This window comes from Methylosinus sp. H3A (genome assembly GCF_015709455.1).
Classification (GTDB): Bacteria; Pseudomonadota; Alphaproteobacteria; order Rhizobiales; family Beijerinckiaceae; genus Methylosinus.
Window position 1 is genome coordinate 76,692 of sequence record NZ_JADNQW010000006.1, and the last position, 15,407, is coordinate 92,098.

Here is a 15,407-nt window from a genome sequence, read left to right on the forward strand (position 1 = left end):
CGATCTCAGCCGGTAACACAGGCCTGATCAATTGCCGATCAGGCCAACCTGGCCGCCCTGCCCCGCGCGATTTCTCCCTCATTGTAATATCGCGCCGCCTGCTGCACGGAGCGATGCCGCGATTGCTGCATGGCCTCGGGGAGCGGTACGCCGGCACGGGCCGCCTCGGTGAGATAACCGGACCTCAACCCATGCGCCGAAAATTCTCCCGGATCGAGTCCGGCGGCGGCGCAGCGGCTCTTGATCATCACGTTCACGCTCTGGGGATCGACCGCGGCGGCGCCGATGTTGCCCCATTTGTCGATCGGCCGGAACACGGCGCCAGCGTCGATTTTCGCCAAGGCCAGCCATACGCGCAACGCTTCGACCGGCCGGCCGACGACGAGCACGCTTTCCCCGGCGTCAGTCGAGGACGTTTTGGTCCGACGCAATCGAATCGCCATGACGGGAAGCTTTTCGCCCTTCGGCGCGTCGGGATCAGCGGCGACCGCGTCGCGCTCTTCGAGATCCTCGACTTTGAGCCGTGCGATTTCCGAGCGGCGGCGCCCGCCCGATCCAAAGGCGAGCAGCAGCAGTGCGCGATCCCGGACGTCGATCACCCTGCTCCGCGCGCAGGTCGCGAGCAGCCGGTCGAGAACATCGCGCGTGATCGCTGAAGCGCTTTTGCGCGTCCGCGGCCGATCAGCGGCGCGGATGGCGAGGCGCAGGGCATTACGAACCGACGGACTCGCGAACGGCCCTTCGAGCCCGCGCCAGCGATGCAGGCTGGACCACAATGCGAGGCGGCGCCGCACCGTCGCCGGCGCGTGCGGCCCGTCGGATTTCAGGCGTCCCTCGGCGCGGAGAGTCGCGGCGACCGCTTCTGGCATCCCGTGTTCGGCGTTTCTCTCGTGCTCCGCCGCGTCCCAGAGATGATGCGCGATGAAGCGCAGCACCGTCGCCTCGGTCGCCGGCCAGGCGAGCGGAACGCCGTTCGCAGCGCGCGCCCAGGCTTCGAGATAGCCGAGATCGGAGGCGAGCGCGCGCAACGAATTCGGCCCCGTGCCGGCTTTAGCGAGATGCGTCAGCGTGTCGATCTCGGCGGCGGTCAGCGTCTCGGCCAGGCGATCCCGCGCCGCGAGCGGCAGAAAGCCGGCGAGCGCGTCGATCGCGAAATTGTCACTGGATGTCATGCCCCCCCAGCGGCCCGAGCACGGGGATCTTTTCCGCCTGCGCGGCAGTCGCCAGCTTTTTGTCGAGAGTCGCGAGCGGCAGCCGTTCGGCGATCGCCAGCGCGAGATAGGCCGCGTCATAAGCCGTCAGCCCGTGGACGAGCGCGAGCCGGACGATGTGCTTCGCCTCCCCTCCGCCGGCGTCACGCAGCGGCATTCGGCCGAGACGGTCGATTTGATAGGACAGCATCTCTTCGGACAGCCTGTTGCGCCGCCAGGCAAGGACGAGAAGATTACGCATCTCGTGGAAAAACAGGTTCGGCACGGCGCCGGGCTTCTCACTGAGCCGTCGTGCGAGGGAGGTCGCCGCCGGGCTGTCCTCGTCGGGCAGGAACCAGGCGGCGGCGAGCGAGGCGTCGACGACGAACGGCATCAGTATTTGTGCCCTTCGTGCCGCCATGCGAGAATTTCCTCACGGGTGACCGGCTTGATCTCGCCGCTGTCGCGCGCTTTCAAGATTTCCTCGATGACGGCGGCGCGGCGCGCCTTCTCGTCGAGCGCGGTCAGCTTCGCCACGGGCTCGTTTCCGCGCGCGATGACGATCTCCTCGCCCGCCTCGACGAGGGCGAGGAGCTCGGAGAGCCTGGTCTTGGCCTCGGCGACTTTGACGGTGATGGACATGCTCGCCTCAAGGGATGCGAAACGCCGGCGGGATTCCGGCTTTTGAGAGTTTCAGACATCTTTCTCGCTTGGTCAATAGGCTGGTTCACTGAGTATCGATAAGAGGTACTTATCGATACTAATATCACCCTTCCCTCCCCTATCCGAGTAGCGGAAAGAAATAGCGATTTAGTTTCCGTTTCTAAATTGATCGCGCTTATATTCAATTGCTTGTGATTTGCGCTCGGCGGAGCGCCCGGGGTGAATTCTCCGGTCAAAAATGTCGATTGTCGGTCTGGAAGAGAGGCGAGATCGAATGGCGGCGCGCATCGGAAACCTAGACTGGCTCGTCGAGCTGCCCGGTCAGTTCGGTCTGCACGCGGCGATTGGAGCGGCCGAGGACGCTCTCGCAAGGCTGGACGAGCGGCTTCGCGGCAACCCCTTCCGCGACGGCTGGATCGCGCGCGCCAACTTCGGGGAGGCCTGCGCGAACCTGTATCTCGCGGGCGAACTGGTCCATCTCGAGGACCTGATGCTGCACGACGCGGAGACGGACGTCCGGGGGGCTCCTCATGAATTGGTGCGCGCGCACGCGGTGTTGCATGAGCGCCGACGTATCGCGGCCGCCGCGCCGGGCGATTGGCTCGCCCGCAGGCTCGACGCGCCGCGGCGGCAAGAGTCGCCTGACGAACCCGAGTCCTCCCCCTGCCCTAATGTCGTCGACGACGATCCGCTCGCTGCGGAGTTCGCCGTGATCGACGCGGCGATCGCGAGCTCCTCACGACTACTGCGTGACGGCGTCGCCAGCTCGCGCTCGCCGGCGTCGGCTCCGATTCCTGGCCGGGAGCTCGTCTACTCTGAGGACTGGGACGAAGGCGCCGCCCTCGCCGATTGGCGCGCGATCTGCTCGCAGACAGACGAGCTGGCGCCGGTTCTGGCGGCCGCTGTCGCCTACGAGACCTGGTGTGAAATTCAGCCTCTGCAGCGTGAAGCGTGGATGGGCTCGCTGCTGGTCGCGGATCTGCTCCGTGCTCGGGGCAAGGCGCAGGCGCATCTTCCAAGCCTGGATGTGGGCTTGATAGCGATTCCTCGGGCGCGCCGCCGGCATAAGGCGCGCGCGACGCGCATCTTAGCAGTGCTCGAAGCAATTTCCGCCTCGTCGCGAGCAGGGCTCGCGGAGCTCGATCGACTTTCGACAGAGGCTAATCTCTTGCGACGCCGCGTCGGGCGACGACGCGGGAATTCGAAGCTGCCGGCCCTCGCGGAAATGGTGCTGTCACGGCCCTTGGTGACGGGGGCATTGGTGGCCGGTGAACTGCGGGTCAGCAAGAGGGCCGCGTTGGGGATGATTTCAACTCTCGGGCTTCGTGAATTGACGGGCCGGAAGCACTTCAGAGCCTGGAGCATTTAATTGATCCGAGCGTCTTAGAATCCTCGGGCTTCGTTAGAGGTCGGGTCCGAAGGAATTCGGGTTCGAAATTTGGTCGATCATCGTTGGATCGTCGTCGCCGACTCCAGACCTGTTTACGCGGGTCGATACGAGCCATTCACGCAAAAAATCGTCCGGCGGAGGCGTTAGGAGAGCGGTCGGGTCGGGACCGGAGAGCCATTCGTCGAAATGAGCCGGGGCAAGGAGGATAGGCATTCGATCGTGAAAGGAGGTCATCCAGGAGTTGGCAGGGCCGACGATAATCGTGGCGGAGAGGACGGTATCCGCTGCTTCGAGATCGCGCCAACTTTCCCATAGCCCGGCGAACGCCAACGGTCGTCCGTCAACTCGACTGAAATAGTGAGGAATTTTGCCCCCTGCTCTCCCTGTCCATTCGAAGAATCCAGAGGCAGGAATGATGCACCGGCGCGACTTGAAGGCTGTCCTGAACATCGGCTTTTCGGCGACGGTTTCGGCCCGTGCGTTGAAGGTCGCTGGCAATTCCTTGAGCGGCTTTTTCCACCACGAGGGGACGAGTCCCCAACGCATGGGGACGAGCAGGCGACCGCCCTCCTCGCGGCGAAGGACGTCGATCGTGGTGGTCGGCGCGATGTTGTATCGCGGCCGCAAGTTTCTCGGGGGTCCGAGGAGGTTCAAATAGGCTTCGACCTCGGCCCAAGTGTATGCTTGTGTGAAGCGTCCGCACATCGCCGTAGCATACCGGCGGCGTCGGGGTTTCGGAAGTCGGCGGTCGATGTCGTTAAGCCCGCGCCTGGCGCGCCTGCGACACTTTCGGCCGCCATCGGCGAATGATCTCCTCGATTTCTGCGCGGTATTCTTCGGGATATTCGGTGATCGGCCGGCTCGCGACGTAGCTGAAAACGGTCGCCATATCGGCCGCGATAGACTCGTCGACGTTGAAGACGTCGACGATGTCGAAGCCGCCACAGCTATCGGCGTTCCACCAAGCCCCCAATATGAAATTTGCGGCCCGTTTGGATTGACCGGTGTTGCTTTTATCCCTGAGGAGCCGTTCGAACGCGGGTCGGGTATCCTTGAGCTTATGGATCGGGGTTGTCCTAAGCTGGGATTAAGGCGTTCTCGGCAGAGAGATAGCCTCAAAATAACAGTGATATACGCGTTACTTACTGCTAGGCTAGCAGCTAGCCTATACACCGCCAAACTACAAGGCTAGTGGCTATGCTAGCATCTTGGCTAGCGCCTAGCCTAACCGATAGCCTTGCATCCAGACGAGCCTAGATGCTAGGCTAACGTGTTGCTAGCATCTAGGCTAGCATTTTTGGGGAGCATTGCGATGGCCGTCATTTCCGCCGCGAATCCAAAAGGGGGGGCGGGGAAGTCCACCTCCACGCTTATCTTGGCCACTTATCTGGCACACGAGGCGGGGGCGAGCGTATGCGTCATCGACGCCGACCCAAATCAGCCGATCACCGACTGGCGCCAGAACGGCCGCTCGGAATCGACGATCGAGGTGCTCGGCGGCGCGCGCGAGGATACGATCATGAACATGATCGACGACGCGGCGTCGAGGCACCAATTCGTATTTGTCGATCTCGAGGGCACGGCGTCCCTCCTCGTCACCCGAGCAATGGCGTTCTCGGATCTGGTTTTGGTTCCGATGCAAGCGAGCGCTGTCGACGGACGGCAAGCGGCCCGGGCAGTGGAGGCCGTTCGACGCGAGGAAAAAATGATGCAGCGGTCGAACCCGGATCGGCGGTTGCCTTACAAAGTTCTTTTAACGCGGACGTGCGCTATCGGCGCGCCCGTGCCGTCGTCCCAGAGGCGGTTGGAGGCCGAGCTCGCGAAGGCGGGCGTCGATCGCTTCAAAAATGCCTTCGTCGAACGACAAGCCTTCAAAGCTATCTTCGAAGAGAGGCTCGCCCTTCATGAAATGGAAGGCCTGAAGGTCGGCAACCTTGAGGCTGCGCAGCAAAACGCAGCCATCGTGTGCGCGGAACTGGTTGGCATAGTTTCGGCTCTTGCGGCGGAGACGGCGGCATGAACGACGAAGTGAAGACCGGAGGATTCGGATTTTCATCGGCCAACGACGCCATCCGCGGGCTCGCGGCCTCGGTCAAACCGAAACCTAGAACAGTCGAGGCAGGCCCCGGCGTCCGAGCGCAGGCTGCGGATCGGGTCGCCGAGGAAATCGGATTTGAGAGCCGTGAGAGCACGAAACGCGTAACGAAGGCGAGCAAGACGCCAGCGGAGCCAATGCAGCAGTTGGCGATGCGACTTCCGATTTCCGTGCTTCGAGAATTCGCGAAATTCGCCGAGGACAACGACCTCAGTTACCCAAAGGCGCTCGCGGAGTTGCTGAGAAAAGAGAGGCGGCGATGATAACGGGCAGGGGGAAGGGCGTAGGCTCGGTGGCGGCCGTAGCCGCCACCTTGATCGTTTTCCTTACTGTGAGAACGGAGCGCCAGTGGCTCGCGCTTGGGTTCGTCGACCGCTCGATCGTCGCCGCGATGTGGATCGCGGCCATTTTTGTCATGCTGGCGGTCGGCATGACGTGTTGGCGATATTTGCGCATTCGATCCGTGAACAGGCGCTAGGCGCGCTAGGCGTCAGCGCGTCGTGGGAAGCGTCTGGCTGGGAGTCGACGGGGACGCGTTAGCTTTGCTGTAGGCCCGCAATATGATCGACATCGGCTCAGGGAAATCGGGATAGGCCCAGAGACCCGCTTTCGACCGGCGCGCTAAATTCTCGGCCTCGGCATAAGCCTGATGCACGGGCCGCCCCTCGAGCGAAGTCGAGGCGACCGCGTATCCGAGAGTGACGATGGACATACCGAGGTCGACGCGAGACCCTTTGCTTTTTCCAGACGCCATCTGAGCGAAGCAGATAACGAAGTGCGTCGTGTCGCCTGCGATCTGCGCCGCGGTGTAACAAAGAGGCTTCAAGTCCCGAATAAGCGCGACGAGCATAGCAAGGCTCGCCTCGCCGCAGTCGCGCTTCAAGCCGTGCTCATTGGTGAAAAAGGTGCCCCGCAAGCAGGACTGCACGCCATAGAGGCGATATCGCTGTCCTTGATGCGCCCACGTATCGCCAGTCTCGAATGTCGCGGTCTCGGGGATAGGAAACCAGCGCGAATCGGTGGCGCGAGTCTGCGCCCCGGACTGCGACGTCCAGCAGAAGCACAACGCAGCCCCAAAAATCGATCGCCATGCCAACGATTTAGCTGCATATTCCATTATATTGAACGCCGATCACTGGTTAGGCTGCCCGTAGACCCAAGGATATTCGCTCTTCGATCCGGCGCTCGGCCCTGTGGTCAAGCCATTGGCAGGACCGCCAGCACTCTGATTTTGTTGGCTGTTCGAATTAGCGCCCTGCATCGCTTCGGCGCAAATTCCGACCGCGAATCCGTATGCCTGCATAACCAGTGCCTGTTGCATTATAGGCACGCAATACGGAATTGAGGACCAGGAAGGGTTGGTGGCGGCGCCGCAGAGAAGCACTTTGCAGGCAAAGCTTGCGTCTTGTGCGTGAGTCATAACCGGCTGTATTAGACTGCATATCGATGCCGCAATAACGATTTTTTGGAAACTCGACCTCGACATGAAAGCCTCCGTACGTGGAGCTTGCGCCGGACTCATTTGAATGTATAACATATTTTTTGTTATTAGCGAGCGGCGGCGGCCATGCGGCGATCGGTTCGAGCCATTTCATTGATCTTATTCGTTCCTACCGCTCTCGCGGCCGGGGAGTCCGATTTGCGCGGCGCGCGGGATCGCTTCGAGGCGACGGTCGACAGTTCGGGAAAGGTTATCCCGGGGCGGCAAGTTTCGGGAGCGGTCGAGCGATTGAGCGAGAGCGCGCCGGTGCACTCTCCTTGCGCAACGTCGCCCATTTCGCGAGAGGCTGCTCGATCCCTCGTCGAACAGATCGCGAGAGAGGAAAACTTCTATCCTGATTTTGTTGTCGCGGTTGCACGCGCGGAAAGCGATTTTAGGTCGGACGCCTTGTCGCCGAAGGGCGCTGTCGGCTTGATGCAAATCACGCGGGACACGGCAGAGCGATATCAGGTCGATATCTGCGATCCTTCGGAAAATGTGCGGGGCGGTATTCGCTTCCTTCGTGATCTTCACGGCCGTTACCACAACCCGCTCTTTATCCTGGCCGCATACAACGCCGGCGAGGCCGCATTGGCGGAACATGGCGGCGTGCCTCCGTATCCCGAAACGGTGAAATTTGTCGCCGATGTCCTCAACGACTTTTACGACTGGGAAAAGGTCGTGAAGACGCACGGTCCCAAGGCTGCGCATGTTGCAGCGAACAGGATCGAGCGGAATGCGTCGCATTCGCGTCGCGGTGAAGTTGGAACCAGTGACGAAAGGTGGAAGTCCGGGTTCGTCTGGAACGCCGAGTAGGTCGGAACCAAATGAGAGGAACAGCTATGTTGAAATCATTTCCTTCGGCCGTTGCGAAGCGATGCGCGGTCATCGCAGCTTCAATCGTCTTGAGCGTGACGCCGGCGTTTGCGACGGGCAATCTGGCGCCCGTGCAATCGACGCTGCAAACGCTAGTTTCGGTTCTGACCGGCCAGATTTCGACGTCACTTGCGGTGTTGGCGGTCATCTCGCTCGGCTTTTTCGCCTGGGCAGGGCGCCTGACATGGGCCATCGCCGGCTCGGTGATTTTCGGAATCGTGCTCGTGTTCGGTTCCGTCCAAATCGTCCAGTTCTTCCAATCGGCGGTTGGACAGTAACCAAATCAGAAGCAGCGCCGCTCCTTGGAGCGACGCTGCTTCTGCGCTGCGATATCGATCGGAGTGATATATGAACACGGATGATCTCGAAAAGCCTATGACGGTCCCGCTCGTGCGCGCACTCACACGCGCGCCGACGATCAAGGGCGTGCCGCAGGACTATTTCTGGGCCGAGTGTATTTTTACGGCGGTCCTGTTTCTCGCGACGCACAATCTGATGATGCTCGTCAGCATCATACCGCTCCATCTTTTCGGCTATGTGGTGACGCTTCGCGACGATCGCATATTCTCGATCCTTTTTGTCCGATTTTCACGTTGCCCTCCACGCTCCAGAGCATTTTGGGGTTGCGACTCCTATAAGGTTTGATCGCGATGTTGAGCGCTTTGAGAAACGAATTGACCTTTGGTACCGTCTCGCGTCGCGAGCTACCCGTTGCGTCGCATCTCCCCTTTTCACGGCACGTCGATGATTGGATTATTCGGACGAATAAAGGGCTGTTGATGACGTTCCTGAAACTGGAGGGGTTTTCGTTTCAGACAGCGGACTGGTCTGACATTAATGTTCGGATGCACGGACGGAATGACGTTGTGCGCGCTCTTGGCAACAGCCGCTTCGCAATTTACTCACACATCATTCGCCGCGAGGTCGAGCCGAAGATCGAGTCGACCTTCGATAACGCCTTGTGTCGCGAAATCGATGAACGATACGACGCAGCCCTTGCAAAGCGTCGTATGTTCGTGAACGATATTTATTTGACCATCGTGCGTCGCCCGCTGCAGGGACATGCGGGGACGTTCGAGGCAATCGCCCAGTCCGTTATGGGAAAGAAGACCAAAGGCGGCGACTCGTACGAAGAGCAAGAGGCGATCTCGGAGCTCAAAGATGTCGCCACGGCGATCCTCTCGGCCTTGGGAGCTTATCGGCCTCGGCAGCTGCGTGTGATCGACAGAGAGGGATCATGGTTCTCGGAGCCGCTAGAGTTTCTTGTTCAGCTCGGAAACGGAGCTATTCCACGGCCTATGCATTTGCCCAGGATGCCGCTGAACGAGGCGCTCGCGACGAAGCGGATTTTTTTCGGGCGTAACGCTTTCGAGCTTAGAGGTGGATCATCGCAAGACACGCGCTTTGGCGCGGTTATTTCTCTCAGAGAATATCCCGCTCTGACGGGTCCAGGGTTCCTCGACAACCTTTTGACGATTCCGCACGAAATAGTGGTGACACAGAGCTTCGCAATTATCGATCGGCCTGTGGCGCAGTCCCATATCGATCGCGTTGCGAGGCAAGTGGATATGTCGGATGAAGCCGGGTCGATCATCGCCGAGCACCTTAACGACGCGCGGGATGAGCTGCTGGCTTCGGAAGCGATTTATGGACAGCATCACTTCACCGTTGTTCCTCTCGGTGCGACGCTGAAAGAAGTCGACGCTGCCGTCACCGCCGCGGGCGCAGCTCTTACCGATCGGTCGGTGATCTGGATACGCGAAGACCTGGACATGGAGCCGGCCTTTTGGGCGCAGTGGCCGGGAAATTTCTCGTATATCGCGCGCAATTCAATCATCAGTTCGAAAAATCTCGCCGGCTTCGTCTCGTTGCACAATTATCCGAGTGGGTCGCCGCAAGGCAATCATTGGGGACCGGCGATCTCGGTGTTTCAAACCGCGTCGCAGACAGCGTATTTTTATAATTTCCACGTCGAGGATTTGGGCAATTTCACTGTAGTCGGGCCTTCGGGTTCAGGCAAGACCGTGTGGCTGTCCTTCATCGCGGCGCAGGCACAGCGGGTCGCGCCGCGTCCAAAGCTCATCTTCGTCGACAAGGACAGAGGCGCGGAAATCTTCATTCGAGCGCTGCGTGGTCAATATGAAGTGCTCGATCCGGGTACGCCGACCGGTTTCAATCCGCTGACTTTGTCGGACTCTGGCGAGAACCGCGAGTTCCTGTTCCGGCTGTTTTCTTTCATGCTCGCGCCGCGACGTGAAGGCGGCGCGGGTGGTCTGACCGCGACGGAAGAACAGGTGATCCGCAACGCTATCAAGACAGTCGTATCCGGTCCGGCGAAAGGCCGGTCATTGGAGGCGTTCCAATCATTGCTGCGGGGTCGGATTCAGGCGGGGGAGGGCGATCTGTCCACCCGGCTCGAGCCGTGGATCAAGAAGGATCAGAAGGGCTGGCTCTTTAACAACGAGGAGGATCACTTTTCGGTCTCACACATTTTCGGTTTCGACATGACGAAGGTGCTGGACGATCCGATCATCCGCACGGCCGCGCTACTTTACATATTCCACAGAATCGACGAGCTGCTGGACGGCACGCCGCTGATGCTCTTTCTCGATGAAGGGTGGAGGCTGCTCGATGATGACGTTTTTGCTTATTTCATCAAGGACAAGCTGAAAACGATCCGTAAGCAGAATGGAATTGTCGGATTCGGAACGCAGAGCGCCTCCGACATTGTGCGTTCGAAGTCCGCGGCGACATTGATCGAGCAGACCTCGACGAACGTGTTTTTCCCTAACGCAAAAGCCGATGACGAAAGTTACCGGAACGCATTTCGTCTTTCAGAACGGGAAATCCGTTGGATCAGAGAAACGACGCCGGAGGCGCGGTCGTTCTTGATCAAGCACGGTGGAGACTCTGTGATCGCGAAGCTCGATCTCGGCTCGATGCCCGATCTCATCAAGGTTCTTTCGGGACGCACATCGACGGTCGCGGAACTGCATACGCTCATTGATCGCGTCGGCGATGATCCCGACGTCTGGCTGCCCATCTTCACTGGACGGAGCGCAACATGAGAGTTTTGCGACTGAGCGCGTGTTTTTTGACGTTAGCCGTCGTCGACGCTCGCGCGAATGTGCCGGTCGAAGACGCGGCGCAATTGACACAGAAATCGCAGACGCGGTCGGAGACGGACAAGATGGTTCCTGTTCAACAAGACCAGAATAAGAAGCAAAAGGGCATTAATTGCGCGACGCACACGGGCCAGCAAGGAAGCGCGCGCGATACGACGAGCTCCCCGAACCAGAGCGCCGGCACGCAAGCGGTAAAGCAATATAATCCAGATGCGGCGGCGCCGGTCTCCGGCGCCGCCGGTCCGCAGCTGGCCGTGCAAACGACGGAGTCGGCGGCGGCGAAAGTCGTCGCCGGAAATATGGCCACCCAGACGACGGTCACGACCACAGGTCCGGTATACCAACAGGCGTCGGCGTATGCGGGACAGAGCGCGACGATTATGGCCGGATACGACGCCAATTCTTCGGGCGGCGTTCAAAACGGCATCAGTTGGAACCAGGTGATGGCGACGGCCAATCTCTGGGTCGAGGCGTACAACGCCATCAACGTCGCGCGCGTGTCGGGCTTCAGCCAAGGCGCGCAGGCGATGCGGTTCACTCCCTGGGCGGTCGCGATTGCGCCAGCGAATTCGGCCTGTGGCGTCGGCCATCGCGGCAATGGGACCGCCGCCGACCCCTGCATCGCGACGTCGAGCTCCGTGTGCCAGTCGCTGAATGACGGCGGCTGTTGGGAAAGGCGGTATGTCGACGGGGCCGGCAATATCGTGGTCTACCTCGAGAGCGTCAGCGCGTCCACGCAATCGCTTTCTTCTCAGTCGCAGTGAAAGGAACACGATCATGAGACGGGTTTATTTCAGCTTGCTGTGCGGCGTGGCTCTTGTCGGCGCGGCGCACGCCCAGGTGCCTGTGATCGACAATGCGAATTTGACTCAGTCGCAACAGACGGCGGCGAACACGCAACAGATCCTGTCGACCGATAAAGACATTCTGTCGAATGTGCAGAAGACGCTGCAAGCCGTGACCGGGGATCGTTCGTCGATCGCGCAAGGATCGCTCGCGAATATGGCGCTCGGAGGCGGCGGCTTTTCGATGGGCAACGCGCCGTCGCTAGGGTCCGTCATCTCGGGAGGCGCACTGTCTTTCGCGGGATTGGGCGGTAATTCTCAGTCCGTCATCTCGACCCTGATTAACGGCCTCAATCTGGTGCAATCGCTGTCGGGCATGAGTTCGGCCCTGCCCACGGACAAAGCCTACACCTCCTCGATGAATACGGCGGCGACGATCGTCGGGCTCATCACATCGACACAAGGGACGGTGCAAGGCGCCAGCGGCGCCTACAGCTCCGGCGCAAGGCAGATCGGAAGCTCGCCGGATGTGAAGGGCTCGATCGACCAGAATTCGCAGATCCAAGCGCAGAACGGTCAATCGATCATCCAGTTGAATGGGACTGTGAACACGGCCGCGGCGGCCGCCAATCAGGCCAACCTCGACCGCATCGCGCAATTTTCAGCGGCGGCGCGAGCGATGCAATTCAAGCCTTACGGACAATAATGATGGCGAAGACAATAGGTCGTCTGGCGCTGGCTATCGCTATCACGGCGACCGTGAGCGGTTGCGGCTATAAGCCGCTCGAGGCGCCTTGCTCGATGAGAGAGAGCGGCGGGCCTCTCGTGACGCCCGGGCGTGAGGAACCGGCGCCCAACGGCTCGGGCGCCGTTCAGACGCTGTTTTACGCGGAGCCGCTGAAACCGGTTCGATACGGTCCATTCGTCGCGGCGCGGAAGAACGACGATTGTGGGCCGTTGAGGCCGATTAACGCCGGAGCATTGCGATGACGGTCCTTCAAAATTGTCCGGCCACGAATTACGGCTCGGGACTCCTGCCGACGATACTGTCTAACGTCGACCAGACCGGTTGCAACTACGTGCAGGGCGCTTTTCAGGAATTGGCGCGCAGCGTGACACAGAACGGTCCCGGTGGGCTATCCGTAGCCACGCTGATGCTCGCCGCCTATGTGATTTTTTGGGGTTACGGCATATGGGCCGGGACGGCGACCGGAACGGCGACAGATGCGGTCTTCCGGCTGTTTCGAGCATTCGTCATCTACACGATCGCGACGACTTGGAGCGATTTCACCGCTTTGGTCTACGGCCTCTTTAATGACGGCCCGACGGCGATCGGCAATCAGCTCCTGACCGTGGGCAATAATTTCACCTACAGCTCTCCTAACGCCGTGGTGTCGGCTTTGGAGAATATCTGGAACCAGATATCGAAAGGCTTCCAGCTTCATTGGACATGGTCTCTCGAATCCTTCGCGGCGGCTCTCGTCGGGCTCGCCTGCGTCGTCATAGTCGCGCTGTTCCTAGCCGTGTCCCTGTTCACGATCATCTTGTCGAAGGTCTTTTTATGGTTGCTGCTCGGACTTGCTCCGATCGTGATCCTTCTGCTGCTGTTCAGCGTGACGGGACGCTATTTTTCGGGGTGGCTGAACGGCGTGGCCATGTATGCGACCCTTCAATTGCTGGCTTACGCCTTTCTCGCCTTTTATCTCACAGTGACGAAGCCGATCTTCGACAATCTCCAGAACGCGCTGAATAGCGGAATGGTGGATTGGACCGCCTTGGCGCCCTTCTTCGTCGTCGGGCTCACCGGGTTGTTCCTCGCCGCGCAATTGCCGTCGCTGGCGTCGACCGTCACCGGCGGCATACCGCTCTACGCCGCTTCTGTCGGCGGAGTTTGGCGGTACGCTGTTGGATATGCGGCGGGGGCATTGGGTGGCGCCGCGGGTGGGGTGTATCGAGCTCGCTTGCCCGGCCGGCTAGGAGAAAGCGGAGGCTGGAACCTGTCATGGCGCGACCAAAATATTCGCGCGCGACATGATCGCATCTATGGCCGGCAGGCGTCCGACATTCTCGCAAAGAAAATGGACCAGATTTGAGCGGGCGCACCGCCTCTCGGCGCGCTCGCGGGAACAATGCATTTCCGTGAGATTTAGACATGACAGCGGGAGATCGCAACGAACGTCTTGTGCATTGAAAGCCGTTCGGATGGAAGCGCGGCGATGTTACGATTTCGAGGACAGACATGAAGGATGATGATGACGGTCCGCCGCGCGTGAAGCAACGCGACGATTTGAGAAACTACTATGGCGAGGGGGCGAGCTGGGAGGAGGATCGCGCGCGGTGGCAGAGAACGTCGATGTCGCTCGCCTGGATCATCGCCACGGTGATGAGCGTGATCGCGCTCGGCTCCATCGCGGCTCTGGCGTCGATGGTCCCGCTGAAGACGTTCGAGCCCTATGTCATCGAGGTCGACCGCTCTTCCGGTTTCGTCGAGATCAAGCGGCCCCTTGCCGATGGAGCTCTCTCGCAGGACGAAGCGATCACGATGTTCAACGTCGTGCGTTATGTGAAGGCGCGCGAAACATATGACCCCAAGGCGCTGAAGAGCAATTTCGATCTCGCGCAATTGCTCTCGACTGGAGATGCGTCACGAGACCTCACAGAAATTTTCAGCCCGGCGAACCCGCGAAATTTGGTGAAGCTCTACGGAACGTCGACGGACGTGTCGGTCGAGATAAAGTCCGTCACATTTCCGAATCAGAAGACTGCGCTGGTGCGTTTTTCGACCGATGAGCATTCGTCCTCGAATGTGGTGCATCGCGACTGGGTGTCGCTCGTGAGGTTTCGCTACTCCGGCACGCCGCTCTCGAACGGGATGCGCTTCGATAATCCCTTGGGCTTTCAGACGACGGAATATCGTCGCGATCAAGAGACCGTTCCTGCGGTCGGCGCCGCGGGGGGGCCGAAGCCATGAGAGCACGTCGTTTGACGACAATTGCGCTACTCGCATGGGTCGAAGCGGGAGGCGTACCAACGGCGCGGGCCGAGCAGGCTCCCTGGTCGGGTCGGTACGACGCCCGGGTGAGGGAAATCAGCTACCGACCGGACGAGGTCGTCGCCGTGAACGGCTCCTTCGGAGTTTCGACGATGATCGTTCTCGCTGAGGATGAGAAGATCGAGTCGATGGCGCTCGGAGACTCGATCGCTTGGAAGGTCGAGCCGAACAAGGCGCAGAACATCCTGTTCGTGAAGCCCGTCGAGAAGGACGCGCTGTCCAATCTGAATGTCGTGACGACGAAGCGGATATACAGCTTCATTTTGCGATCCGGCTTTCGGCAAGGAAAGGACCAGGTCTTCAAGATTCGCTTTCGCTTTCCCGACGACGAGGCCGACGCGAAACTGCTGGCAGTGGCCAAAGAGCGTGCGGCCTATCCCAATACGAAGAATTTCAAGGTCGCGAATGCGAACAGCGATTACGCCTACAAGGGGTCGTCGCTTTCAAAGCCCGTTGCGGTGTTCGACGATGGGGTGAAGACGTGGTTCCGGTTTACGGCGGACCAAGAGACGCCCGCGATTTTCGCGGTGGATCGCGAGCGCAAAGAAAGCGTCGTCAATTTTCATAAAGAAGGCGCATATCTCGTTGTGGACAAGGTGAACTTCCAATGGACGTTGAGGAACGGACAGGAAGTGACCTGTGTCTTCAATCGACGCCTGTTCAATACTTATGAGCCGACTGGCCTCGAGCCGTACGCGCCGCAGCGCGCGGCGGCGAGCCAATGACGTTTTCATTTCGAAACAGACGAGGC

The 15,407-nt window shown here is 60.1% G+C and carries 19 protein-coding genes; 12 read left to right on the forward strand and 7 right to left on the reverse strand.

Annotation, left to right across the window (positions count from 1 at the left end):
* Positions 1–38: 38 nt before the first annotated feature.
* The 3 genes from IY145_RS23670 to IY145_RS23680 are packed head-to-tail and all read right to left on the reverse strand — an operon-like array spanning position 39 to position 1,832.
* Positions 39–1,172: a site-specific integrase gene (locus IY145_RS23670; RefSeq protein ID WP_196410761.1), complete on the reverse strand. Its 1,134-nt coding sequence runs from the start codon at positions 1,170–1,172 to the stop codon at positions 39–41.
* On the reverse strand, positions 1,159–1,584 hold the full coding sequence (locus IY145_RS23675) for a type II toxin-antitoxin system VapC family toxin (RefSeq protein ID WP_099832018.1): 426 nt from the start codon (positions 1,582–1,584) through the stop codon (positions 1,159–1,161). The genes IY145_RS23670 and IY145_RS23675 overlap by 14 nt, the downstream gene beginning before the upstream one ends.
* Positions 1,584–1,832 (reverse strand): type II toxin-antitoxin system Phd/YefM family antitoxin, encoded by a 249-nt coding sequence (locus IY145_RS23680; RefSeq protein WP_099832019.1) that lies wholly within the window; start codon positions 1,830–1,832, stop codon positions 1,584–1,586. Before IY145_RS23680 ends, IY145_RS23675 begins: the two co-directional genes overlap by 1 nt.
* Positions 1,833–2,127: 295 nt before the next feature.
* Between IY145_RS23680 and IY145_RS23685 the strand changes: the two genes are divergently transcribed.
* Positions 2,128–3,222 (forward strand): RHE_PE00001 family protein, encoded by a 1,095-nt coding sequence (locus IY145_RS23685; protein WP_196410762.1) that lies wholly within the window; start codon positions 2,128–2,130, stop codon positions 3,220–3,222.
* A gap of 33 nt (positions 3,223–3,255) precedes the next feature.
* On the opposite strand, the gene IY145_RS23690 is transcribed toward IY145_RS23685, so the two are convergent.
* Both IY145_RS23690 and IY145_RS23695 read right to left on the reverse strand, forming a co-directional pair.
* Positions 3,256–3,948, reverse strand: coding sequence for an SOS response-associated peptidase (locus IY145_RS23690; protein ID WP_196410763.1), 693 nt, complete (start codon positions 3,946–3,948; stop codon positions 3,256–3,258).
* A gap of 52 nt (positions 3,949–4,000) precedes the next feature.
* Entirely contained in the window at positions 4,001–4,216 is a 216-nt protein-coding gene (locus tag IY145_RS23695; protein WP_246722412.1) for a hypothetical protein, read from the reverse strand.
* 339 nt (positions 4,217–4,555) lie between these two features.
* On the opposite strand from IY145_RS23695, the gene IY145_RS23700 reads away from it, so the two are divergent.
* Positions 4,556–5,263, forward strand: a complete 708-nt coding sequence (locus IY145_RS23700) for a ParA family protein (RefSeq protein WP_196410764.1) — start codon at positions 4,556–4,558, stop codon at positions 5,261–5,263.
* Entirely contained in the window at positions 5,260–5,601 is a 342-nt protein-coding gene (locus IY145_RS23705) for a hypothetical protein (RefSeq protein WP_196410765.1), read from the forward strand. Before IY145_RS23700 ends, IY145_RS23705 begins: the two co-directional genes overlap by 4 nt.
* Positions 5,602–5,828: 227 nt before the next feature.
* On the opposite strand, the gene IY145_RS23710 is transcribed toward IY145_RS23705, so the two are convergent.
* Together IY145_RS23710 and IY145_RS23715 are read right to left on the reverse strand one after the other, a co-directional pair.
* The gene (locus tag IY145_RS23710) at positions 5,829–6,455 is read right to left on the reverse strand and encodes a thermonuclease family protein (protein ID WP_246722413.1); all 627 of its coding nucleotides are present in this window, start codon (positions 6,453–6,455) and stop codon (positions 5,829–5,831) included.
* 130 nt (positions 6,456–6,585) lie between these two features.
* Positions 6,586–6,933: a hypothetical protein gene (locus tag IY145_RS23715; RefSeq protein WP_196410790.1), complete on the reverse strand. Its 348-nt coding sequence runs from the start codon at positions 6,931–6,933 to the stop codon at positions 6,586–6,588.
* Between IY145_RS23715 and IY145_RS23720 the strand changes: the two genes are divergently transcribed.
* The 9 genes from IY145_RS23720 to virB9 all read left to right on the forward strand — a co-directional run bounded on the left by IY145_RS23720 (position 6,933) and on the right by virB9 (position 15,381).
* Positions 6,933–7,634: a lytic transglycosylase domain-containing protein gene (locus IY145_RS23720; protein WP_246722414.1), complete on the forward strand. Its 702-nt coding sequence runs from the start codon at positions 6,933–6,935 to the stop codon at positions 7,632–7,634. The genes IY145_RS23715 and IY145_RS23720 overlap by 1 nt on opposite strands.
* Before the next feature lie 26 nt (positions 7,635–7,660).
* Positions 7,661–7,972 carry a TrbC/VirB2 family protein gene (locus tag IY145_RS23725; protein ID WP_196410767.1) on the forward strand — a complete coding sequence of 104 codons (312 nt, stop codon included), beginning with the start codon at positions 7,661–7,663 and terminating at the stop codon, positions 7,970–7,972.
* A gap of 70 nt (positions 7,973–8,042) precedes the next feature.
* The gene (locus tag IY145_RS23730) at positions 8,043–8,339 is read left to right on the forward strand and encodes a type IV secretion system protein VirB3 (RefSeq protein WP_196410701.1); all 297 of its coding nucleotides are present in this window, start codon (positions 8,043–8,045) and stop codon (positions 8,337–8,339) included.
* Positions 8,340–8,344: 5 nt separating this feature from the next.
* The gene (locus IY145_RS23735) at positions 8,345–10,762 is read left to right on the forward strand and encodes a VirB4 family type IV secretion system protein (protein ID WP_196410787.1); all 2,418 of its coding nucleotides are present in this window, start codon (positions 8,345–8,347) and stop codon (positions 10,760–10,762) included.
* Positions 10,763–10,884: 122 nt separating this feature from the next.
* Complete coding sequence (locus IY145_RS23740; RefSeq protein ID WP_196410702.1) at positions 10,885–11,583, forward strand: hypothetical protein; 699 nt, start codon at positions 10,885–10,887, stop codon at positions 11,581–11,583.
* Positions 11,501–12,310, forward strand: a complete 810-nt coding sequence (locus IY145_RS23745) for a type IV secretion system protein (protein WP_246722408.1) — start codon at positions 11,501–11,503, stop codon at positions 12,308–12,310. Before IY145_RS23740 ends, IY145_RS23745 begins: the two co-directional genes overlap by 83 nt.
* Positions 12,311–12,590: 280 nt before the next feature.
* Positions 12,591–13,697 (forward strand): type IV secretion system protein, encoded by a 1,107-nt coding sequence (locus tag IY145_RS23750; RefSeq protein WP_196410703.1) that lies wholly within the window; start codon positions 12,591–12,593, stop codon positions 13,695–13,697.
* 146 nt (positions 13,698–13,843) lie between these two features.
* Complete coding sequence (locus IY145_RS23755) at positions 13,844–14,575, forward strand: virB8 family protein (RefSeq protein ID WP_196410704.1); 732 nt, start codon at positions 13,844–13,846, stop codon at positions 14,573–14,575.
* Complete coding sequence (gene virB9, locus IY145_RS23760) at positions 14,572–15,381, forward strand: P-type conjugative transfer protein VirB9 (RefSeq protein WP_196410705.1); 810 nt, start codon at positions 14,572–14,574, stop codon at positions 15,379–15,381. Before IY145_RS23755 ends, virB9 begins: the two co-directional genes overlap by 4 nt.
* Positions 15,382–15,407: the final 26 nt, after the last annotated feature.